This is a genomic window from Streptomyces sp. NPDC048604 (genome assembly GCF_043199435.1).
Taxonomy (GTDB): Bacteria; Actinomycetota; Actinomycetes; order Streptomycetales; family Streptomycetaceae; genus Streptomyces.
In genome coordinates, this window is the sequence record NZ_JBICVX010000019.1 from 104,581 (window position 1) to 125,516 (window position 20,936).

The window sequence follows — 20,936 nt, forward strand, 5'->3', positions numbered from 1 at the left end:
CTTCCTTCGTCGGATTTCAGGCGCGAGGGGGACCGGGCGGTCAGCCACTTGGTGCCGAGCCCTCACCTTCTGCGCCGCTGCCTCTTCGCAGCTCGGCGTCGGTGAGTTCTTCCAGTTCTCCGTGGGTGTCGAGCCAGTAGAGGAGGACCACGGCCGGCACGACGAGCACCAGGGCCACGAGGGTGACGATCGCCAGCCACGTCAGGGTGGCGGGTGCGCCCGCGGCGTCGGCAACGGTCAGCGACGTGGGAACCAGGTAGGGGCGCTGCGCCATGCCCCAGGCGATGACGGCGGACGCGACGACGCCGACCGCCGTGACGCGCACCCACACGCCCGGCGTGCGCAGGAGCAGCCAGGCCGTCGCGAGCGCTGCCACGCCGGCCATGACGACGAAGAGCAGCCCCAGGCCGTGCGTGAGCCCGTGCCACACGTGGGGGGAGTCCTCATGGGTGACGAAGCCGGTGATCACTGCCAGGACCGTGAGCGCCCCGAGCGTGCCCAGCGCCCGCCACCTGAAGTAGCCGACCAGATCGGGCGCATCGAAGCGGCGGGCGTCACACGTGAGGAAGACCGCGCCGAGGAGCGCGGTGGTCGCGATGGCGACCAGCCCGAACATGAGGGAGGTGGGGTTGGACCAGGCGTCCGCCGACGCCTCGGTACCGGGCGCCACCCGTCCCGACGCGACCCCGCCGACAGCGGCGCCGAGGAAGAACGGCGTGACGAGCGAGGCCACGGCGAACACGGCACCGTACAGCCGCCGTCCGGCGAGCCGCCGGGAGGGCCTGCGGAACGCGAAGCCGGCGCCGCGCAGGACCAAGCCCATGGCGGCCAGCGCCAGTGGGAGCCACATCGCGGTGAACACGGTCTGGAACAGCGTGGGGAAGCCGGTCCACATGATGACGAGGACGAAGATCAGCCAGACGTTGTTGACCTCCCATACGGGAGCCATGGCGTGGTCGATGAGCCACCGGGGCCGTCGGCCGCGTTCCGCACCTCCCGCCGTCAGATCCCAGAAACCGGCCCCGTAGTCCGTGCCGCCCGCGCAGGCGTACGCGGTCACGGCGAGGAGCAGCACCACGGCGATGAGGTCGGCGGTCACGATCGGCCGTCCTCGGCCCGGCCGCCCCCGCCGTCGGCGGGGGCATCACCTGCGGGGACGGGGGCCCGCGGACCGTACGGGGTGTCCGCCTCCGGGACCTGGGCCGTACCTCCCGCGGCCTGCTGCTCGTCGGCGCGCCGCCAGCGCGTGCGCATCTTGAGCAGGATGACGAGGAACGAGCCGAAGAGGAACACGTACACGACCATTACCACGCCGAGCATGATCCAGAGGGTGGTGGAGCGGGTCGAGGTCACCGCCTCCGCGACCCGCATGTTCTGGTAGACGATCCAGGGCTGGCGGCCCACCTCGGTGGCGATCCAGCCGCACTCGACGGCCACGACGGAGGCCACGCCCGAACAGGCGGCGGCGCGGTAGAACCACCGGGAGGCGGGAAGCCGCCGGTGCCGCAGCCAGACCAGGCCGTACCAGAGGGCGAGCAGTACCAGGCCGGAGCCGATGACGACCATCAGGTCGAACGCCCAGTGGGCGATGGTCGCCTGGGTGGCCGTGGGCCGCTGGTCCGCCGGCACGGAGGTCAGTCCCACCACCTTGGTGTCCGGAGAGAAGCCGGCCAGCACCGAGTCGAGCAGCGGGATCTTGATGCCTCCCGAGACGGTTCCGTCCGAGTGCAGGCGGCCGAAGAGGTACTCCGGCACACGGGTGTCGGTGTTCCAGACGATCTCCAGTGCGGCGAACTTCACCGGCTGCTTGTGGAACACCGACCGGGCGATGGAGTCGCCCAGGACGAACTGCACCGGAGCGGCCACCGCGGCGATGGTGAACGGGACGGCGAAGCCGAGCCGGTGGTAGTGGTCCCGGCGGCCGCGCAGCCAGCCCGTGGCGTAGACACCGGCCACCATGAAGCCCGCGGTGAGGATCATCGCCACGACGAAATGCCAGTACTGCGGCCCGAACATCGGAGTGAAGATCGCCTTCCGAATGTCCACATCGACCGGATTGCCCTCGGGGTCGAGGGAGAAGCCCTGCGGCGTGTTCATCCAGGAGTTGGCGGCCAGGATGCCGAACGCTCCGAGCAGCGCGGCGGCCGGCAGCGGCAGCCCGAGCAGGAAATGCGTACGGGGCTTCAGCCGCCGCCACCCGTACAGATAGATGGCGATGAGCACCGCCTCCAGGAAGAACGCCCAGGCCTCGACGCCGAATCCGATGCCGAAGACATCACCCCATCTGCCCATCAGGCCGGGCCAGAGCAGGCCGAACTCGAAGGAGAGCACGGTGCCGGTGACGATGCCGAGCGCGAACTGCACCGCCATGACGGCCGACCAGCGCCGCGCCAGAAGCAGGGCCGTGGCGTCCTTGCGGCGCAGTCCGCGGTAGTGCATGACCAGGGTGATGAAGGGGAAGGCCACGCCCAGGGGCACCAGGATGATGTGGGACGCCAGAGTGAAGGCCATGAGCTCCCGGGCGGGCAGCAGTTGGGCCGGGGCATCCGCCAGCAGGTGGAACGAGGTGGACATACGCGCTTTCGCTGTCGATGACGTCTGGGAACAGGGTCAGCCGCCGGTGGCGAAGCCCGGGAAGAGGGTCATCCCGCCGTCGACGTACAGGGTGGTCCCCACGACGTAGTCCATGAGGTCGGAGGAGAGCGCGACCACGGCGTTGGCGATGTCGTCGGGGTCGCCGATCCGGTCGTACGGGATCAGCCTCAGCAGGTCCTCGCGGGCCTCGGCCGTCTCCCAGGCAGCACGGTTGATCGGCGTCTTGATCGCCCCCGGGGCGACCGCGTTCACCCGGATCTTCTCCGGTGCTAGCTCCTGGGCCAGTGTCTGCATCATCATCTGCACGCCACCCTTGGAGGACGCGTAGTTGACGTGCCCCGCCCACGGGATGATCTGGTGCACCGAGCTCATGCAGACGATCTTCCCGGCGGCGCGGGACACGGAGGGGACCACGCCGCGGCGCCGGAATTCCTTGGCGGCCTCCCGCGCGCACAGGAACTGACCGGTGAGATTGACGTCGATGACCTTCTGCCACTGGGCGAGCGTCATGTCGGCGAGCCGGGCGTCGCGCTGAAGTCCCGCGTTGGCGACCAGGACGTCGATGGTCCCGAACTCCTCGACCATCCGGTCCATCATCGCGGTGACCTGGTCCTCCTGGGACACGTCCGCCTCGTACGCCGCAGCGCGCACCCCGAACGAAGTGATCTCCTCGACCACTTCCTCGGCGGCCTCACGGCCCGACACGTAGTTCACGACCACGTCGGCACCGGCTCGACCCAGGCCGATGGCCGTGGCCTTGCCGATGCCCGAGTTGGCTCCGGTGACCAGCGCCTTCTGGCCCCGTAGCAGACGTGCGGGGACCACACCCTGCGGTGCTTCCGTGGCGGAACCCATCGATGCCCTGCCTCCTCGTCGCCCCCCGGCTGTAGTGGGCCGGGCACGGAGGTCACAGAATCACCGGCCGGGGCAGTCGACGTGCAGCGGGACCCCGAGTTGCGCCGTTGAGCCGAGCAGCTTCGTCCGATCGGACCAGCGGCCCGTTGGTCTCAGCCCAGCCGGGCCAATGTCGGCGACCGCCCTAGGTTGCCTGGTTTGTCGTCCCGCGCAGGTTCGCTCGGATGTGTGCCAGTGCCTCCACGGCAGGCAGATGCGTCAGGCCCTCCGTAAGGGGGAGATGCGAGGGGCAGAACCACTCGCAGTGCTCCGGGTGACCGGTCCAGTCATCCGGATACGTCCTTGTGGGCTGGAAGTACACGAGGGTGAAGTCCCCGTACTCGAAGTCCGAATGCTGGTACGGAACAAGGCATATGGCGCAGAACGGCGGCTTCATCGGGCGCTCGCATTCTCTGACGGGTCGACACCTGACGTCGCGCACGGTAGCCGACCGCGGGCGAAGGTCGAGCCGGAGCCCGATCTCGTGGACAGAGCCGCCCCGAGGGCCTGGCGACAGGCCGAACGTTTGACTGGCGGCGCAGCGGGTCGGCCGACTGAGGAGGCAGTTGTCGGGAGACATGTCGGCGATTTTGTCGTTCCGAAGGAGTTCGCGTCGCCACCGGTCGCCGCGAGCCCAGGGTCGTGGACAGGCGTGTCATCAGCCGGCCCACGCTCAGGAGTGGCAGACGGCCTCGGTGAGGCGGTCGGCCGCGTCGACGGCGGCCTTCGCGAGCCGCGCGCCGGGGTGTCGGGTGAGGCGTTGGATCGGGCCGGTGATCGTGACGGCGGCCACGACACGCCGGGACGGGTCGCGGACCGGCGCGGAAACGGAGGCCAGTCCGGGTTCACGCTCGCCGATCGACTGGGCCCAGCCTCGCCGCCGCACGCTGCTGAGGGCGGCGGCCGTGAAGCGAGCACCTCGCAGACCCTGGTAGAAGCGCTCGGGTTCCTCCCAGGCCAGCAGGATCTGGGCAGCGGAACCGACCTTCATCGGGAGTGCGGAGCCGACCGGCACGATGTCACGCAGGCCGGCCATACGCTCGGCGGTGGCGATGCAGACGCGCGTCTCACCCTGGCGGCGGTAGAGCTGGGCGCTTTCGCCGGTGGTGTCCCGCAGGGAGGTGAGTACCGGGCCGGCCGCGGCCATCAGGCGGTCCTCGCCCGCGGCGGCCGAGAGTTCGGCGAGCCGAGGGCCGAGGACGAAGCGGCCCTCGACGTCCCTGGCGACCAGACGGTGGTGTTCGAGCGCCATGGCGAGTCGATGGGCCGTGGGCCGAGCCAAGCCGGTGGCGGCGACCAGTTCCGCCAGAGAGGCCGGGCCCGACGCCAGCGCACCGAGGATCACATCGGTCTTGTCGAGGACGCCGACGCCACTGGAAATATCCGAAATGTCCATGAAGGGTTGTGCTCCAGTCTCGAACCGCGAGCCATGACTCGCGGCGACCTCACCCGGGGGAGGGGCAGGGGTTGTCAGCGGGGAAGGGCCGAAGCGGTCGGCCGATATGCCGCGGCGATCACGAGACGGATACGCGGAGAGCCCGAGGTGGACAGATCTTGGGCGAAGGGCAGCTTTGAGAGCACCGTGTCTCCTCATCTTTTCCCGCGCCACGGTGGCGCAGGCCGGAGTTGGCACTGATCCCGACCACACGGCGCGCACATCGAGCGCCGAGTCGACCGGGGAGTTGCCGGGGCTTCGTAGGGCCGGTCCCTCCACCCCTCTGGATGATTCGCGACGAACCATACAAGACTCCCGGAGCTACCTGCCAACGGCTTCCAGGAGGCGCTGGGTGGTCCCGGTGTGGCGTTGCGCGCGAGGCGAGCGGGCCGAAGGATGCCTGCAGCATGCAGTGCCGCGTTGCTGCGCGACGTGACCTCGATGCCGCCCGCCCTGGAGGTCGTCGTCCTGATGGGCCACAAGGCGCAGGCAGGCCGGGCGGCCTGCCAGTAGCAGTACGCGCCCAAGGCCCACATGCTGCCTGAAGTGCCGTTTGATGGCGATCGGGATGGATCAAGATCACCATGGCGGTGCAGTCCCTCGTCTCCCTGCTCATCCTGGGGCCCGGCCGTCGCTCGCGCTGTCGATGTCCTCACCTGAAACGCATGGAACGGAAGGGCCGGCTCACCCCTGCCGCGGACTGCGGACGGCGTCTCCGGCGTCCGTCGGCGGACCAGAGCCCGGCCGGGAACGAGGTACCCGGCCGGGGTGGCGCGGCGTCAGTTCCTGGGGCACTGCTTCCACGCGAGGTGGTAGACGGTGCTGATGTCGCCGTCGGTGGAGTCCATGGTCATGTAGCTCGTGGTGGCCGGGTTCGACGTGCCGGCGTCCACCCGGAGCTCGGTGTTGATGTTGAAGTTCCGCTGGACACCGCAGGGCGCCCACACCAGCTGCGCCCAGTCGGTGTCATCGGTGGCCTGCCAGTTGTCCTCGTACGGGCCTCGGAAGGCGTGCGTCCGGGATGCGGTGCTCGGCGAGCCCTGGAAGTAGTACGAAGCCTTCTCGGTGCTGGTCGCACCGGGCTGGAGCGACGCGTAGCCGCGGTAGTCGGCGCTGGCGATCGCGTAGGTGAAGCCCTGGGGCACGTGCACCACAAGGTTGAGCTGACAGTTCCTGCGGGCGGCTGTGGGGGAGGAGTTGCCGCCCGCCTGCGCCAGGTACTCGCTGTAGGTGACAGTGAAGGCGGTGTTGTCCTCGGATACGGCGATGGCGGCGGTGCCCAGGGGGCAGCCGGAGCCGTTCACCGTGGCGATGTCGATGACGATCCTGTCCGGGGGCGGGTCGGCGATCGACGAGGGGCCCGCCTGTGCGGGCAGGGCCGAGGCGAACAGGGCGGTGACCGCTCCGCTCACCATTAAGGAGCCTCTCATGGTTCTCCCATCCAGTGCTTCCATGCCGGGCGAGCGCGGGCGCACGGGGGCGCCTGGTCGCGGGGCGGGGGGTGCGGCGCGCCACAGAGGCGGGCGGCCGTCCTGGACTTACTGCGGTGGGTCGAGGCGCTGGTCGTGCGGAAGGGGTGGTGCAGCCGGCAACTGTTGAACTATCATGCACATGCCAGATGTGCGCCTCGAGTGCCCCGCCGGTACCAACGGGGGTGCTCGAATGCTAGATGCGCGAGCGTGCAAGGGCAGGGCGGCCCCCGGCCAACAATCGCCCCGCGAACGACCCTTCTTTGGCTCGGAACAGCGGGTGGTGCCGCAGGCCCCGGGCATCCCACTGGAGCTGTCTGCAGGTCCGTGGGGCGTCAGAAGGTGATGACGCCGGCAAGGGCTCGGCTGCCGACCGGGTCGAGCACGGTCTCGTAGGGCGTGCCGTCCGGATGAAGTCGTCCGGGGCGTAGTCGGCGACGTGATCCGCGTTTCTCGTACTGCACACGCCGGTCACCTCCGCGCCGGGCGCCTTGGCGATCTGGACAGCGGCCGAAGGCGAGGATCCGGGGCACGGACTTCGCCGGCCCGGTCAACTCCTCGATCAAGTTGCCGAGATGTGCACGCGACAGTCCCGTGAAGGCAGAAGGCGACAGGGCCGTACGCGCCCACCGAAACGACACCTTCAGTGAACCTACGGCCCTGTTCACGTGACGGCCGGACGCCTCGCTGATCGGACGCAACCGACGAAGAGCTGGACACCGCCACTGTGACCGTCCTGACGATCAGGCCGAGTCGGGTAGCCCCTCAGTCCTTGGGGTCGCGCAGGCCGACGCAGTCAAGGGCCCAAAAGACCTCTGAGTAGACGAAGGTGCCCGTCATCCACGGCTCGTGAGCCGACAACCGGGCAACCTGAAACGCGGCTTCAGGGATACGCAGCGACGGCGAACGGAAGCCCAACGCGCCTGCGCCTTCGAAGCCGCGCGTGCCGTAGTAGCGCGGCGAACCCTCCAGGAACACCAACGGCACACCCTCGCTGTCGGCCGCCTCGAGGGCGTGGGCGATGAGCTGCGTACCGATGCCCTGACGCTGGAACTCCGGGACCACGCCCAGCGGTGACAGCGACAGGACGTCCACGATCCGGCGCGGAGCATCCAACCGCGTCGCGCTCAGCAGGACATGCCCGACGACCCGGTCATCGACGACGGCGACAAAGGACATCGGCGCCAGCGCAGCCTCCGCAACGCGAAGTGCTTCCACGAGCCCGGGAACCCGATCGCTGTCACCGAAGGCGCGCGTATGAACCTCGCGCACGTCTCGGTGATCGTCAGGGATCTCCTGACGGATCACCAGCCCGGCACCACCGGGAACGATCCGGAAGCATTCAGGCGCACCGTGTGACGTCATGGACGCGAGGGTAGATCGCGGGGCGACTCATGCGCGAGGCAATTGCGCACCAGGTCGTCGGCGAGCTCGATATCACCGAGGCGACGGCGCGTGCCGACTGCGCGGCGGACATCGGCCCGCATGGTGTCCGCATGACCAGGATCCCCGACGAGGAGCGCGCAGAGCTGCAGCTCCACGAGCGGCTCCGCCTGCCGGCGTATCAGTACGTCGGAGGGCGCCGACGCATTGAAGGCGATACCGCGCGGCCAGGGCTCATGGAGAGAATCGGACACCGCGTCATCCTGCCACCCTGTCGCGCCCGGACCGGTCTACGTGGCGACCACGTAGACCGTGCCAAGTCAGAACAGGCTGGCTGGCGTGGTCTGGGACTTCTTCGGATCGAGAGGCCGGCAGCGTAGCCCTCGCCTGCTCATCAGCGAGGAGAGGGTGCTGCCGCCGCCAGGGTGTCAGGGCTCGTCGACCTCGGCCGGCTCCGTTCCCTGCCACTGGGCCCATCGGCCCGGGACGGAGGAGCAGGCCGCGGTGAGATGGGCCAGGTTTCGCCCCCGAACGTGCAGCCAGCTGTGGGCCGTCAGTCCGTCCTGCCGCAGAAGAAGCCCGGGAGCGGAGTACCAGCGGACCGGAGAGTCGTCGTCACCCGTCCACATGGGGTAATCCGGGAGCGCGACCCGTTCGAAGTGCCGCGGAAGCGTATCCGCAACATCAGGCGGCAATTCACATGCGTTGTAGAGCCGCTCCTCGCTGCACAGCGCCTCCGAAAGGACGAGCTCTACACACGCCAGCGAGACCCTGTCCATGAAGGGTCGCCAGCCGTCCCGCGACTGCACGACGACTGGCGGGTCGGTCTCGCCCAGATCGCGCAGACGCACCCCCCAGAAGGCGCACCCCTGGTTCTCGCTGCGGAAGCACAGCACACCCCCGAGGTCCTCATGCACGAAGAGTTCCGAGGGAAGCAGCATCGGATCCTGGTGCTCGAACAACTCCGGTCGGCGGCCGAAGAGCAGGTATGCCTCACGCAGAGCGGAAGGGAGCGACAGCCCCAGCCGGCCCTCCACCTGGTCGAGCTCTTCCTTCCCGACGCCGTCACCATCGGTCAAGGGCGCGTACCACCCGGCCGCGAAGGCCCGGATGAAGTCCCATGCCTCCGACCGGTCCGATATGCCGCCGTGCATGGCCGCAGCTGCATCGAAATCGAAGTCGCCCACCATGCGGTGGACCGTACCCGTTCCGCGTCCGCTACGCCGTTTCCTGGGCCAGGCACACCAGGTCGAGTTCGACGACGCCTTCGAGATCACACGCGGGGGATCCGCGCTCGTGCGGGGGGTCGGCCGGGGCGCGGCAGGGGTGTGGGGGCGGGCAGGGCGGGCCAGTAGTGGTCGGTGAAGAGGCGGGCGACCAGTTCGCCCCGGCTGGAGACGCCTGCTTTGGCGTAGACGGTCTTCAGGTGGTCGCGGACGGTGTGCGGCGAGATGACCAGTGTGGCGGCGATTTCGGCTGTGGTCATGCCGCGGGTGAGGAGTTGGGCGATCTGCAACTCGCGCGGTGTGAAGGCGTAGGCGTCGGCGATGAGGACCGCGAGGTCGGAGGGCGTCGCCGGTTCGACGACGAGGGCCACCGGTCCGGGCCTGCCGGCGGGGCCGTCGAGGCAGGAGGCGTGGCAGACCAGCCAGCGGTTCTCGGTGGTACGGATGCGTACCCGGGCGGTGCCGTGGTCGCGGCCGTCGGCGATGGCGCGGGCCTGGAGGACCACGCCGATCACCCAGACCGGCAGCTTCACTCCCAGGGGCGAGGACGACGACGGGCCCTCGGGCAGCAGCGCCAGGTGATGCCGTGCCTCGTCGTTGATCGACGTGGCCTGGCCGGATTCGTCGAAGAGGATCAGTCCGGGCGCCGGGGCCTGGGTGTGCGGCGTGGACTGGGGCGGGCGGGCCAGTCCGCGCAACCGCGCGGCCAGCGGACGGGAGAGCCCGGCGAGCAGCGCGATCTCGTCGGGGCGGAACGCGTCGGTGGTGCGGAACAGGCTCACCAGGCCCCATGGCCGGCCGTCGATCCGCAGTACGGCGCGGAGTTCGTCGTACACGCCCTGATCGCGCAGGAGGCGCCGGAAGCGGGTGCTGCGGGCGGGCAGGTCGCCGGTGGCCGCGCGTAGCCCGGCGGCCGGTACGGGCGCCCGGGCCAGCTCGCGGAACGGCAGGACGTTCTCCTCCAGGAGCTCGCTCTCCCAGTACGTGGCGCAGCTCTCCGCGGAGCCGAGGTCCTCCACCAGCATCGGCGCCGTGATCAGGCCCGTCTCCGGGTCGGCTGCCGTCCACACCGCCGAGTGGAACGGCACCAGCCGCCGCAGCTTGGCCGAGGCGCGGCTGAACAACTCCAGCGTGTCGGAGCCCCGTTGGGCGGCGGACAGTACCGGGCGGCGTGGGTCGGTCACAGGCGTCCTCCTTCGTGCGTGATCAGCGTGTCCGTTCGTCCGGGTGGCGACAACCCCTCATGTGAGGGGGGTAGTTCCGGGCCGAACGCCCGTGGGCGGGGGATACGGCGTTCCCGCGCTGTCGTCGAAGGTCGATGACACACGGCACAACGGAGAGGGAGCGCATGGACATCGCGATCATCGGGGGCGGTGCGGCGACAGTCGGTCTGCTCGACGCGCTGGCCGCCACAACGGGCGGGACGCCTGCCGGCGGGACGGGCACCATCACCGTCTTCGAGCCGTCGCCGCGACTGTGGCGGGGACGAGCGTACGGCCCGGACATGGATTCGGTGCTGGTGAACGCGCCACCCGCCATCATGTCGATCCGCAGTGGCGACTTCGGCCACTACGCGACCTGGCTGGGGGAGCGGGGCGCCGACCACACCGACCCTCTCCTCGGGCGGCCGCTGGTCCCGCGCGCTCTGTACGGCGACTATCTCGTGCACAGCGCCGAGAAGGCCGTGGCGGCCCTCGGCGAACAGGGCTGGCGGGTACGTGTCGTGGCCGGACGCGTCACGGAGGTCGTCCGTTCCGCGTCTCGTCTCGTCCTGCGCACGCACGACGTCCATGACGCACATGACGCACATGACGACGCACGCCGGGGCGCCCACGAGCACGACGCCACCCACGTCGTGCTGTGCGTGGGCGGAGGAACACCCCCGGACCTGTACGGCCTCAGCGGCCGCCCCGGCTTCACGGTCGACCCGTATCCGCTGGCCGACACGCTCGGGCGCGTTCCGACCCGGGGCGACGTCGCGGTCATCGGCAGTGGTCTGACCGCCGTCGACGTCGTCGTTTCGCTCGCCGCGCGCGGGCACACAGGGGGAATCGCGCTCCTCTCGCGCAGCGGAGTGCTGCCGCACGTCTGGCAGCGCCCCATCGCCCGGTCCCCGCAGCACGCGACCGTCGAACGTGTGGCGCGGCTGCACGAGGAGCGGGGGACCGTCGCTCTGGACGACCTCATCGGCTTGCTGCGCGCGGAACTCGACGACGCAGGCGAGGACTTCGACGCTTTGGCGACCGAACTACTCTCCACCGAGGCCGACGACCCGGTCGAGAGGCTCCGGCGGCAGCTGGCGGCCGTCGCCGATCCTCGGATCGGCCGCCGTGTGCTGCAGGAGACGATGCACACCGTCGGCCCGTACGCGTGGCGGCTGCTGGCAGAGCCCGACCGCGCGAGGCTGCGGCGTCACCTCCGCACGGCCGTCAGCGTGGCCTCGCCCATGATCCCGGGCAACGCGTCCGTCCTGATGCGCCTCCTGGAGTCCGGCCAGCTCACTCTCGTTCCGGGCGTTCGCGCCATCGAGCCGGCGCGGGGGCGGTTCCGGATACGGCATGACGGCGGCGATCGCAACGCGGAGTTCGTCGTCAACGCGGTGAACCCGCCGCCGCAAGCGGTCCCCGAGGCGGCCCGTGACCTGGTCCGGTCCCTGGCGGCCGCCGGCCTGGCCGCCCTCCACCCGTCCGGGGGCCTGACCCCCTCGGACCCGCGCGTGCACGTGGTCGGAGACCTGTCCGGCGGCGGCCCGGCCCTCACCGCAAGCATCCCCGCCCTGGCCGCCCAGGGCGCCCACACTGTCCGGGCACTCCTTCAGGACGGCAACAGCGGCCCTGGGCGAAGGTAACGGGAAGATAACGCCCCTTCGGGCGCCCTTTCGGCAATGCTGCGCGCAGGAGCTGTTTTGGACACTGCGGAGGGTTCTACGCGCGTCGGAATCAACAGTGGCATATCGGAAGCCACTATTCGCAACGGGCCCAGTTGGAGCAATGGCCACAACTATCGGTCAGGGGGCGAAATAGGCCCCGTGGTCAGGAGAGAATTCCGGACGCACTGTCCGAAAAAGATCAAGAGGAATTCCGTGCGACGAAGACTCTCCGGCGCGACCGCCTCCGTGGCAGCCATCGGACTTCTGGGCTCTCTCGTCACCGCCTGCGGCTCGTCCGGGAGCGGTGGAGGGACGACGCTGCGCCTGGTGGCCGCCGAGTACGGCAACAGTCCGGCGACCAGCTCCAAGCCGTACTGGGACAAACTGACCGCCGCCTTCACTGCCGCCCACCCCGACACACAGGTGGAGGTGACGCTCTATCCGTGGGCCGACGTCGACCGCGAGGTCACCCGCATGGTCAAGGAGGACAACGCCCCGGACGTGGCCCTGATGGGCGCGTACTCCGACTTCGCGGCGCAGGGCCGCCTCTACCCCGCCGGTGAGCTGCTGTCGGTCAGGGCCGAGTCGAACTTCCTGCCGCCGCTAGCTGAGGCCGGTACGGTCGGCCGCACCCTCTACGGCTTGCCCTTCGTGGCCAGCAGCCGGCTGCTCTTCTACAACGAGAAGCTGTTCGACAAGGCCGGAGCGAAGCCGCCGAAGACCTGGTCGGATCTGAAGGGCGCGGCCAAGGCGCTGAAGAAGGAGGGCGTGCTCTACCCGTACGCCCTGCCACTCGGTCCGGAGGAGGCGCACGCCGAAGCCCTGATCTGGGAACTGAGCAACGGCGGGGGGTACACGGACAGCAACGGCGGCTACGACATCGCGTCCGAGCGGAACACGCAGACGTTCCGCTGGATCAAGGACAACCTGGTCAAGCCCGCCCTGACGGGCCCGGTCCCGCCGGCCGAGCTCGACCGGCAGGAGGCCTTCGACGCCTTCCTGCGCGGCCAGGTCGGCATGGTCAACGGATACCCGTCGCTCCTCCATGAGGCGAGGGCGAAGGGCATGAAGGTCGGCACTCTGAGCATGCCGGTGTCGGACACGTTGAGCGAAGGGGAGACCCCGCCGCCGGCGGGTGTCGCCGACTGGATGATGGCCTTCAAGCGGGAGGACAATCGCGAACTGGTGCGCTCGTTCATGGAGTTCGTCTACCGGGACGAGAACCTCATCGAGTTCGCCGCGCGCTACCACCTGTTGCCGTCGACCGTGTCCGCTACCCAGGCCTCCAAGGACGCGGCTGCGGACCCCGGTGCCGAGCAGTTCCTGACCGCACTGCGCGTCGCGCGGCTCTACCCGGTCGACGAGCCGTCCTGGCTGCAGGTCAGCAACACCATCAAGCGGAACATCGGCAAGGCCGTCGAGCCGTCCGCCGACCCGAAGGCCGTCCTGGAAGAGATCGCCCAGCAGGCCGAGGAGATAGCGGCGCAGGGGTAGGGGGTCTGCCCTGTAGCAGGTTCTTCGCTGCTGGCCTTTCCAGCTGTTCCGACTGCGGGGTCAGCGTGTAGAGGCAGGCCCGGCGCTCAGCCGAACACCACGGACCACGGGCGCGGGGTGTCGTCACCGTCCCCACTCGGCACCGCCGTCGTGCGGTCACGCGTGAGGACGTCCGTCGCGACCGAGGCGAACTGCGGCGCCCCCGGGTGCGGCGACTGCCGCGGCCAGGCGGCGCGGATCCGCTGGGTGAGCGGCCGGCCGGCCAGGGGCCGCCAGGCCACCCTGGGCTCCTTGCACGCCACCAGACCCTGGTCGAAGGCCACTCCCCGGCCCGCGGTGACGAGCCCGATGACGAATTCGGGGTTGCGGGCATGGCGTACGCGGGCGGGCACGAAGCCCGTCGCGCGGCAGATCTCGAGCGTCCTGTCGTACCAGCCGGGCGCGGCGGATCGGGGAAAGAGCACCAGGTCATGGCCCGTGAGGTCGGCGAGGGCGACCTCGGGCAGCCGGGCGAGGGGCGAGGTTCGGGGCAGGACGACGCCGAGGTCGACGCCCGCCTCGGGGCCGAGGACGAGGTCGGTGGCGTCGACCGGAGCGTACAGGAGGCCGACGTCCAGCCCGCCGGACACCAGCAGGCGCAGCTGCTCGTCCGTCGTCACCTCCTGGAGGTCGACCCGCAGGGCCGGTGCCCGCTCCGCGCACGCGGCGAGCAGCGCGCCGAGCACCGCGGCCGAAGTGTCCGGGGGCACGCCGGCGCGCAGGGTGCCGAGATCGCCGTGCCGGGCCCGCCGTACCAAAGAGCGGGTGCGCTGCTCCCGCGCCACCAGGTCACGCGCCTCGTCGAGGAGGACCGTGCCGGCCGGGGTGAGCCGGATCTGGCGCCGTGAGCGGTCGAAGAGTTCCGCGCCGAGGTCCTCCTCCAGTCTGCGGACGGCACGGCTGAGCGGCGGCTGTGCCATGCCGAGCCGCTCGGCCGCCCGCCCGAAGTTCATCTCGTCGGCGACGGCAAGGAAGATACGCAGGTGGCGTAAGAGATCCACGGGACGACAGTAGGCGATGGGAGCGAGGCTCTGGATGTTAGGTGAGGAGAGGCTGACCGCGCTGTTCGCGGCGGCGGGGGCCGAGGGCGCCATGCACGTGGTGGACGTCGACTCCGGCGCCGAAGCAGGGGTGGGCGCCGACGAACCAGTCGTGCTCGCCTCGGTGTTCAAGGTGCTGCTGGTCCTGGAATTCGCCCGCCAGGCGGCGGCAGGGCAGCTCGATCCGCGGGAGCGGGTACGGATCACCGCCGGACACCGGCTGGGGGGCTGGGGCACGGCAGGCTGTCTGGACGACGTGGACATCTCGCTGCGGGACCTCGCGCACTTCGCGATGTCGGTGAGCGACAACACGGCCGCGGATCTCCTGCTGGAGCGGGTGGGGCTGGACACCGTGAACCTGCTGGCGAAGGAGCTGGGACTGGTGAACACCCGGATCGTCGGCGGGCCTCGGCAGCTGCTGGAGTCGATGCTCGCCGAGGTCGGGGCGGGCGACGAGCAGGAGTTCGCCGCCCTGTTCCCGAGGCTGTCCCCGGCCGAGGTCGCCGCGCTCGGCGCCTTCGACCCGGCGCGTACGAACGCGAGCACGCCACGGGAGTCGACGCGGCTGCTCCGGATGATCTGGCGCGACGAGGCAGGTCCCCCGCGGGCCTGTGCCCAGGTACGGGCGCTGATGGCGCGCCAGGTCTTCCGGCACCGCCTCGTGGCGGGGTTCGGGGACGACGTGGCCGTCGCCGCGAAGACGGGCACGCTGCCGGGGCTGCACAACGAGGCCGGGGTGGCCGAGTACCCGGACGGCGGCCGGTACGCGGTCGCGGTGTTCGCCCGCACGCCCGAGCCGGTGGCGAACCGCACGCGGACGGACGTGGCGATCGGCACCGCGGCCCGGACTGCCGTGGATCTGCTGCGCGCATCGTCCCGGAGGGACGGGGCTGACCAGGTGTCATACACCTGCCGGTATGGATCGTGAATGGCTGCGGTCTTGGACGTGCACGGCCACGGGCTGATCTTCTGCCTGCCATGAGCGAACTCGAGAAGGCCATGGAACAGGGCGGCAGGCGGTCGTTCGTCCGCAGGACGCTGCTGCGGGGCGCCGCGATCGGAGCCGCTGCGCCCCTGCTGCCCGCCGCGGCGGCGGGAGCCGCGGAGCGCGTCGGCGGTGCCTCCGCACATGTACCGGCGGACAGCGCGACCCTGCGGTGGCTCGGCACCTCCGGGTGGCGCATCGACATCGGCGGTCGCGGTGGCGGTCGCGGTGTGCTCTTCGACCCCTACATCACCCGTTTCCCCACCGGCCTGTTCGATCCGGAGCGCGAATTCGACCCGTCCACGGAGCTGTCCTGCGACGAGGAACTGGTGGCCCGCCACGCGGGCCGACCGGAGCTCATCCTGGTCAGCCACACCCACTGGGACCACGTCAACGACGTTCCGTACCTGGCGAAGTCCACGGGCGCGCGGATCGTCGGGACGGAGACGACGTACCACGTACTGCGCTCCCTCGGCGTCGACAAGACGCAGATCAGCGTCGTGAAGGGTGGCGAGGTACTGGACTTCGACGGCTACACGGTCGAGGTCGTCGCGAGTCGGCACAGCCGCAACGCCAAGTGGTCCTACTTCGCCCCGGGCACCCTGAACGCCCCGCCGTCGCCCGCCCCCCGCACGATCTCGGACCTGCCGGAGGGCGACACGCTGGCGTTCCAGCTGTCGGTGGCGGGCGGGCCCTCGGTGTTCCTCATGGGGGCGAGCGACTTCGACGAGAGTGCGGCGGCCGGACTGCGCCCGGACGTCCTCATGGCAGCGGTGCCCTCCAGCCGGGCGACGTACCGCTACGTCCCGCGGCTGCTGGGCGCGCTCGGCAGCCCCGCGACCGTCGTCCCGGTGCACTGGGACCACTTCGAGAGGCCGCTGAGCGGGGCGCCGCTGCGCGATCCGGTGATGGATCTGGACGGTTTCGTCGCCGAGGTCCGCCGCCGCAGCCCTGCTTCCCGGGTGGTGCTCCCGGACTACGCGACGGTCTTCGGGGCGGACCTGCGGCCGGTGTCCACCGCCTGAGCCCGCGGTTCGGGCGCAGCCGCTCCTTGTTCGTGGCAGCGGAGGCCGACGGGTTCAGGGCTGTGCCAGTCGCTGGTACAGCGTGCGGATCGCGCTCTGGTCGGCGACCAGAGGGAGGGTGTCGAAGGTCAGTTCCCATTCGCCGTCGGGGCCGAAGCGCTCGACGATCCCGAAGGAGACCTTCTCGTCCGCGAGGGTGGTGACCGTGCCGTGCCACTCGACGTACGTGGTGGATCGCCCGAACGCAGCCTGCCCCGCCTTCAATTCGAAGCGGCCCTGCCCGAAGAGCCGGTCGAGATAGCGGCCTGGCCCTCGGCCGTGGTCACGGGCGCGGCGAGGCCGGGGCCGGTGAGCCGGGCGCCCCTCATGCGTTCGGTGAGCGCGGTGGCGTCCTCGCCATTCCACGCCGCGAGCCGGGCGGTGATCTCGGCCGCGGTGAAGCGAGCGGGCTCCACGGCCGCAGGGATGCCGCCGCGACGGTGGGCAGGGTCCGCGACGCCGTCGAAGAGGTTGCGGAGTTCCGGGGCGGCCGGGCGGAACAGGGTGACCCGGTCGTAGTAGCGACGGGCCTGGATCGTCTTGCCGTCGTCGGAGAGGACGTTGCGGGCGATCTGCGGGTAGCCGACCTTGTGTCCCTTGACGGTGGCTTCGTTCCACTGGCCGAACATCACGACCGCCCCGTCCGCCACCACGTCCGTCCCGGTGTATCGCAGGTCCGGTACCAGCCCGAGCGAACCGATGATCGACGGGCCGATGACGCCGTGCCCGCGCTGCGGGGCGCTGCCCGCCTCCCAGAGCGTGGCATCCGAGTCGAAGATGTCGAGGTACGCCTGGACGCGGGGGTGCGTGACCTCGCCGGCCTGGGGCGGGGTGCCGGTCGGGATCTCGCCGAAGGCGATCTGCCGCCGCATGAACGCGCAGGCGTTCGGGGTGATGTCGCCCTCCAGCCGCTCGACCGAGTCCCGGACCTCCGCGCACTCGGCGGGCAGTCCCGCCGCCGGCGAGGCGACGGCCGGCAGCGACGGCCCTCCCGCGACCGCCCCGAACGTCACGCCCGACACCAGCGCCGCGGCGACCGCGCCCGTCCGTACGAACCGACCGTTCTTCCCCATGTCCGTTCCCCTTCTTCCCGCACGCTCGTCTAGGGCCACCGGGACGGCGCACCCGCCCCTGACCTGGCACGACGTACTCTGCCGTGGCGGGCCGTCGTGATCGATTACCTCGGAGGTAATCGATCACGACGGCCGGCGGCACAGGCGCTGACCGCCCTGCTGTTCGCGGCGGTTCGCGGAGGACGGGTCAGGTGAGGTCCACGCGTTGCGCGTGGGCATGTGCCGTCACCCCGTCGGCGCCCACCGATACGGCGGTGGCCTTCAGGCCCAGGGGGAGGGGCGGCAGTTGCCGGCGTCGTTCTGACAGGGCCCTTTCGATGGCGGGCGCGGTCGGGTCGATCGGGCGGCCGGCCACGGTGGCGCTGTCCCCGCGCAGCGTGACGGCGCCTGCGTCGAGGCGGAGTTCGGCGGTGATGACCAGCGGCATCCCCAGGATGTCGGACTCGATCCGCAGCCGGCCGTTGCCGGCGTCGGAGAGCCGGATCTCCCGGCCGCCCTGGGAGCCGATCGAGTCGAACGGGGCGGTGAATGCGGCATCGACCGATGCTGCCGTGTAGCCATCGCCGAGCTCGGACACCTCGCGGAGATCGACCGCGGCATTGACCGGGATGCCGTCGGGCGTGAGGGCGTCCGCCTCGAGCCGCACCTCTGGGTGGGTGCCCCGGGCGGCGTTGAGGAGGAAGGGGTAGCCCTCGATGGTGACCTCCGGCGCGGCCCGCCCGCTGCCATGGCGGTCGGCGATTCGGTCGGCCATTCGGTCGGCGAACCTCTCCTCCGCCGCGTGGCGGGCGAGGGTGTCGACCGTGAGCAGTGCGGCGCCCGCCAGTACGGTCACGGCGATGACTCGGCGGGCCTGCCGTCGTGGCAGAGCCATGCGTCTGGTCCGCTTCTTCGATGTGGGCGGTGTTGCGGTGTCGCGGGTCATCGGGGTCTGTTCGGTCTTCGAAGCCATGGGTGGGTGTACCTCAGCGAGGGGGACGCGGGCCGGATGCGGATGCGGATGCGGATGCGGATGTGGCCGTGGATGCGGACAGGGGAGCCGAAGCCGGAGTGGCGGCCCGGGGCGGGCGGCTCACGGGAGTCGCCGGAGTGCCCTCGATGTCCACCCGGGGGAGGAGCCGGTCGAGCCCGGCCGGCAGCCACCAGTTGCGCTCGCCGAGCAGCACCATGCTGGTGGGTACGAGCAGTCCGCGGACGACGGTGGCGTCCAGGGCCACGGCCGTGGCCAGTCCGATGCCGAACATCTTCACCACGGGGTCGTCGGACAGCAGGTAGCTGAGGAACACACAGACCATGATCATCGCCGCCGAGGTGATGATCCGGGCCGTGCCGGCCAGTCCGTCGACGACCGCGCGGGTGTTGTCCCGGTACCGGAGGTAGGACTCGCGTACGGCGGTCAGGAGGAACACCTCGTAGTCCATGGAGAGCCCGAACAGTACGGCGAACATCAGCAGCGGCACGTAGCCCGGTATCGGCACCGGGCCGTCGAGGCCGAGCACGCTCGCCCCCCACCCCCACTGGAACACCGCGGTCAGTACGCCGTACGAGGCTGCGACCGAGATCAGGTTCAGCACGGCCGCCTTGACCGCGACCACGGGTGCGCGGAAGGCCAGGAGCAGCAGCAGCCCGGCGACGAGGACGACAGCGGCGATGATCGCCGGCATGCGGGCGGCGAGCCGCGTGTTCATGTCGGCCTGGGCGGCCGTCGGCCCGCCGACGTGGGTGGTGGCCCCGGTGCCTGCGGTGGCCTCGGGCAGGGTGGTGTCACGCAGCCGGTCCACCAGCGCGACGGTGTCCGGATCGCCGGGGCCGGTGGTCGGGGTGACCTGCCAGAGGACGTGGCGACCGTCGGCGCCGAGCCGGGCCGGGCTCACCGCGGCCACCCCGGAGGTCCGTTCGAGGGCCTCGGTGACCGCCGAGACGCGGTGGTCGGATGGTCCGTCGGCCGAAGTGGGCAGGGTCTGGGTCACGTTGAGGGGGCCGTTCGCGCCCGGACCGAAGGCCTCGGCCAGCCGGTCGTACGCGGTACGGCTCGCCGTGCCGATGGCCTTGTCGCCCCCGTCGAGCTGGCCGAACGTCAACCAGGCGGTCGGCGCGGCCAGTACACCCACCAGGACCAGGCTCGCGAGCAGGTAGCGCCAGGGGCGGCCGGCGACGTGCGCGGCGAGCCGTTGCCAGCGCACGCCCGCGGGATCGGTCGGACCGGCGGTGCCGGTGGTGCGCGCGGCCCCGGCGGTCTCGGCCGTAGCGGCGGTCTCGGCCGTAGCGGCGGTCCCGGCTGTAGCGGCGGTCTCGGCTGTGTCGGCCGCGGCGGCCGTGTCGGCCGGTGTCGCCGGAGCGAGCCGGCGCCCCGGCCTCCGGCCCAGCCGATGGCCGAGCAGCGCAAGCAGGGCCGGCAGCAGGGTCAGGGCAGCGAGGACAGCCACGAGTACGGCGATCGCGGGCGCGAGCGCCAGCGCGTGCAACAGCGGCAGCCCCCCGAGCGCCAGACCCGCCAGAGCTGCCGCGACGGCGCAGCCGGCGAAGGCGGCGGCCTTGCCGGCGCTCGCCGTGGTGTATCCGGCGGCGTCCACCGCTCCGTGTCCCTCGGCCAGGAGTTCACGGAAGCGCGTCAGGCAGAACAGGGTGTAGTCGATGCCGACGCCGAGGCCGATCATCGCCGCGATCGTGGCGCCTGCCGAGGGCATGTCGAGGACGTGCCCGACCAGACCGATCGCCGACAGCGAGATCACCAGCCCCACGATTCCCACCGCCAGGGGAAGGCCGGCCGCGAGGATCCTGCGCAGCCCGAGGAACAGGACGACTGCGGCTGCCGCGAGCCCGATCAGCTCGCTGTGCGCGGTGGACTCCTTGTCGGCGGCTGCCGCGAGTTCGCCGCCGGGCGTGACCTCGATGCCCGCCTGTCGGGCGGGCTCGGCGGCCGACAGTACGGCCTCGCTGATCTCCGGGGTGATGTCACGCCCCGTCACGTCCAGTCCGACCGAGAGGTAGGCGGTGTGGCCGTCCGCACTCATGGCCGCCCGGCCCGATGTCCCGTACGGCGTGCCGACGCTCACCACGTGGTCCACCCGGGCCACGTCCGCGGCCGCCGCCTCGACCGCCTTCTGCGCGACGGCGGACGTCAGCGCCGGACCGTCCGGGCCCGTGTGCAGTACGAGGGGTTGGTTGCCGGAGGCGGGCCCGGGGAATGCGTCGGCCACGTCCCGGGCCGCCTGGCTGTCGCTGCCGGGGATGACGACCGCCTCGCTGGTGACCCGCCCGTGGAGCATCACCGCAGAGGCCACGGCGATGGTCACGACAGCCCACAGGGCGAGGATCCGTCTCGGTCTGCGGGCACACCAACGGCCCAGGGCAAGGAACATCGTGCTGC

The 20,936-nt window shown here is 70.9% G+C and carries 18 protein-coding genes and 1 riboswitch; of the genes, 4 read left to right on the plus strand and 14 right to left on the minus strand.

What is annotated here, in order from left to right; genetic code table 11:
• Window positions 1-40: 40 nt before the first annotated feature.
• The 9 genes from ACGFMM_RS31130 to ACGFMM_RS31170 all read right to left on the minus strand — a co-directional run bounded on the left by ACGFMM_RS31130 (window position 41) and on the right by ACGFMM_RS31170 (window position 10,186).
• A complete protein-coding gene (locus ACGFMM_RS31130; protein ID WP_393649820.1) occupies window positions 41-1,099 on the minus strand; it encodes a cytochrome d ubiquinol oxidase subunit II in 1,059 nt (352 codons plus the stop codon).
• On the minus strand, window positions 1,096-2,574 hold the full coding sequence (locus tag ACGFMM_RS31135) for a cytochrome ubiquinol oxidase subunit I (protein WP_393649821.1): 1,479 nt from the start codon (window positions 2,572-2,574) through the stop codon (window positions 1,096-1,098). Before ACGFMM_RS31135 ends, ACGFMM_RS31130 begins: the two co-directional genes overlap by 4 nt.
• Window positions 2,575-2,610: 36 nt before the next feature.
• On the minus strand, window positions 2,611-3,450 hold the full coding sequence (locus ACGFMM_RS31140) for an SDR family oxidoreductase (protein WP_393649822.1): 840 nt from the start codon (window positions 3,448-3,450) through the stop codon (window positions 2,611-2,613).
• A gap of 712 nt (window positions 3,451-4,162) precedes the next feature.
• Window positions 4,163-4,885 (minus strand): IclR family transcriptional regulator, encoded by a 723-nt coding sequence (locus ACGFMM_RS31145; RefSeq protein ID WP_393649823.1) that lies wholly within the window; start codon window positions 4,883-4,885, stop codon window positions 4,163-4,165.
• A gap of 191 nt (window positions 4,886-5,076) precedes the next feature.
• Window positions 5,077-5,218, minus strand: a riboswitch (SAM riboswitch).
• Window positions 5,219-5,703: 485 nt separating this feature from the next.
• Window positions 5,704-6,354 carry a DUF4360 domain-containing protein gene (locus ACGFMM_RS31150; protein ID WP_393649824.1) on the minus strand — a complete coding sequence of 217 codons (651 nt, stop codon included), beginning with the start codon at window positions 6,352-6,354 and terminating at the stop codon, window positions 5,704-5,706.
• 804 nt (window positions 6,355-7,158) lie between these two features.
• Complete coding sequence (locus ACGFMM_RS31155) at window positions 7,159-7,701, minus strand: GNAT family N-acetyltransferase (RefSeq protein ID WP_393649861.1); 543 nt, start codon at window positions 7,699-7,701, stop codon at window positions 7,159-7,161.
• A gap of 53 nt (window positions 7,702-7,754) precedes the next feature.
• Window positions 7,755-8,030 (minus strand): hypothetical protein, encoded by a 276-nt coding sequence (locus tag ACGFMM_RS31160; RefSeq protein ID WP_393649825.1) that lies wholly within the window; start codon window positions 8,028-8,030, stop codon window positions 7,755-7,757.
• Between the two features lie 174 nt (window positions 8,031-8,204).
• Window positions 8,205-8,966: an SMI1/KNR4 family protein gene (locus tag ACGFMM_RS31165; protein WP_393649826.1), complete on the minus strand. Its 762-nt coding sequence runs from the start codon at window positions 8,964-8,966 to the stop codon at window positions 8,205-8,207.
• 83 nt (window positions 8,967-9,049) lie between these two features.
• Window positions 9,050-10,186, minus strand: coding sequence for a LuxR C-terminal-related transcriptional regulator (locus tag ACGFMM_RS31170; RefSeq protein ID WP_393649827.1), 1,137 nt, complete (start codon window positions 10,184-10,186; stop codon window positions 9,050-9,052).
• A gap of 164 nt (window positions 10,187-10,350) precedes the next feature.
• Here ACGFMM_RS31170 and ACGFMM_RS31175 point away from each other — a divergent pair, with 164 nt between their 5' ends.
• Window positions 10,351-11,850 carry an FAD/NAD(P)-binding protein gene (locus ACGFMM_RS31175; RefSeq protein ID WP_393649828.1) on the plus strand — a complete coding sequence of 500 codons (1,500 nt, stop codon included), beginning with the start codon at window positions 10,351-10,353 and terminating at the stop codon, window positions 11,848-11,850.
• A 234-nt stretch (window positions 11,851-12,084) separates the two neighbouring features.
• Complete coding sequence (locus ACGFMM_RS31180) at window positions 12,085-13,365, plus strand: extracellular solute-binding protein (RefSeq protein ID WP_393649829.1); 1,281 nt, start codon at window positions 12,085-12,087, stop codon at window positions 13,363-13,365.
• Window positions 13,366-13,451: 86 nt separating this feature from the next.
• Here the strand turns inward: ACGFMM_RS31180 and ACGFMM_RS31185 are convergent, their stop codons facing one another.
• Window positions 13,452-14,405, minus strand: coding sequence for a LysR family transcriptional regulator (locus tag ACGFMM_RS31185; protein ID WP_393649830.1), 954 nt, complete (start codon window positions 14,403-14,405; stop codon window positions 13,452-13,454).
• A gap of 34 nt (window positions 14,406-14,439) precedes the next feature.
• Between ACGFMM_RS31185 and ACGFMM_RS31190 the strand changes: the two genes are divergently transcribed.
• Both ACGFMM_RS31190 and ACGFMM_RS31195 read left to right on the plus strand, forming a co-directional pair.
• The gene (locus ACGFMM_RS31190; protein WP_393649831.1) at window positions 14,440-15,372 is read left to right on the plus strand and encodes a serine hydrolase; all 933 of its coding nucleotides are present in this window, start codon (window positions 14,440-14,442) and stop codon (window positions 15,370-15,372) included.
• 50 nt (window positions 15,373-15,422) lie between these two features.
• Entirely contained in the window at window positions 15,423-16,454 is a 1,032-nt protein-coding gene (locus ACGFMM_RS31195) for an MBL fold metallo-hydrolase (protein ID WP_393649832.1), read from the plus strand.
• 54 nt (window positions 16,455-16,508) lie between these two features.
• Here the strand turns inward: ACGFMM_RS31195 and ACGFMM_RS31200 are convergent, their stop codons facing one another.
• From ACGFMM_RS31200 to ACGFMM_RS31215, 4 genes are all read right to left on the minus strand, one after another.
• Window positions 16,509-16,718 carry a hypothetical protein gene (locus ACGFMM_RS31200; protein WP_393649833.1) on the minus strand — a complete coding sequence of 70 codons (210 nt, stop codon included), beginning with the start codon at window positions 16,716-16,718 and terminating at the stop codon, window positions 16,509-16,511.
• On the minus strand, window positions 16,715-17,566 hold the full coding sequence (locus tag ACGFMM_RS31205; RefSeq protein WP_393649834.1) for a hypothetical protein: 852 nt from the start codon (window positions 17,564-17,566) through the stop codon (window positions 16,715-16,717). The genes ACGFMM_RS31200 and ACGFMM_RS31205 overlap by 4 nt, the downstream gene beginning before the upstream one ends.
• 187 nt (window positions 17,567-17,753) lie before the next feature.
• Window positions 17,754-18,440 carry an LmeA family phospholipid-binding protein gene (locus ACGFMM_RS31210; RefSeq protein ID WP_393649835.1) on the minus strand — a complete coding sequence of 229 codons (687 nt, stop codon included), beginning with the start codon at window positions 18,438-18,440 and terminating at the stop codon, window positions 17,754-17,756.
• 91 nt (window positions 18,441-18,531) lie between these two features.
• Window positions 18,532-20,862 (minus strand): MMPL family transporter, encoded by a 2,331-nt coding sequence (locus ACGFMM_RS31215; RefSeq protein WP_393649836.1) that lies wholly within the window; start codon window positions 20,860-20,862, stop codon window positions 18,532-18,534.
• Window positions 20,863-20,936 lie beyond the last annotated feature (74 nt).

Excerpts from the sequence above, each read along its gene's own strand:
- ACGFMM_RS31205 (WP_393649834.1), bottom strand. The coding sequence starts at position 17,566 with ATGGGGAAGAACGGTCGGTTCGTACGGACGGGCGCGGTCGCCGCGGCG.
- ACGFMM_RS31150 (WP_393649824.1), bottom strand. The coding sequence starts at position 6,354 with ATGAGAGGCTCCTTAATGGTGAGCGGAGCGGTCACCGCCCTGTTCGCC.
- ACGFMM_RS31140 (WP_393649822.1), bottom strand. The coding sequence starts at position 3,450 with ATGGGTTCCGCCACGGAAGCACCGCAGGGTGTGGTCCCCGCACGTCTG.
- ACGFMM_RS31175 (WP_393649828.1), top strand. The coding sequence starts at position 10,351 with ATGGACATCGCGATCATCGGGGGCGGTGCGGCGACAGTCGGTCTGCTC.
- ACGFMM_RS31145 (WP_393649823.1), bottom strand. The coding sequence starts at position 4,885 with ATGGACATTTCGGATATTTCCAGTGGCGTCGGCGTCCTCGACAAGACC.
- ACGFMM_RS31165 (WP_393649826.1), bottom strand. The coding sequence starts at position 8,966 with ATGGTGGGCGACTTCGATTTCGATGCAGCTGCGGCCATGCACGGCGGC.
- ACGFMM_RS31195 (WP_393649832.1), top strand. The coding sequence starts at position 15,423 with ATGAGCGAACTCGAGAAGGCCATGGAACAGGGCGGCAGGCGGTCGTTC.
- ACGFMM_RS31190 (WP_393649831.1), top strand. The coding sequence starts at position 14,440 with ATGTTAGGTGAGGAGAGGCTGACCGCGCTGTTCGCGGCGGCGGGGGCC.
- ACGFMM_RS31135 (WP_393649821.1), bottom strand. The coding sequence starts at position 2,574 with ATGTCCACCTCGTTCCACCTGCTGGCGGATGCCCCGGCCCAACTGCTG.
- ACGFMM_RS31210 (WP_393649835.1), bottom strand. The coding sequence starts at position 18,440 with ATGGCTCTGCCACGACGGCAGGCCCGCCGAGTCATCGCCGTGACCGTA.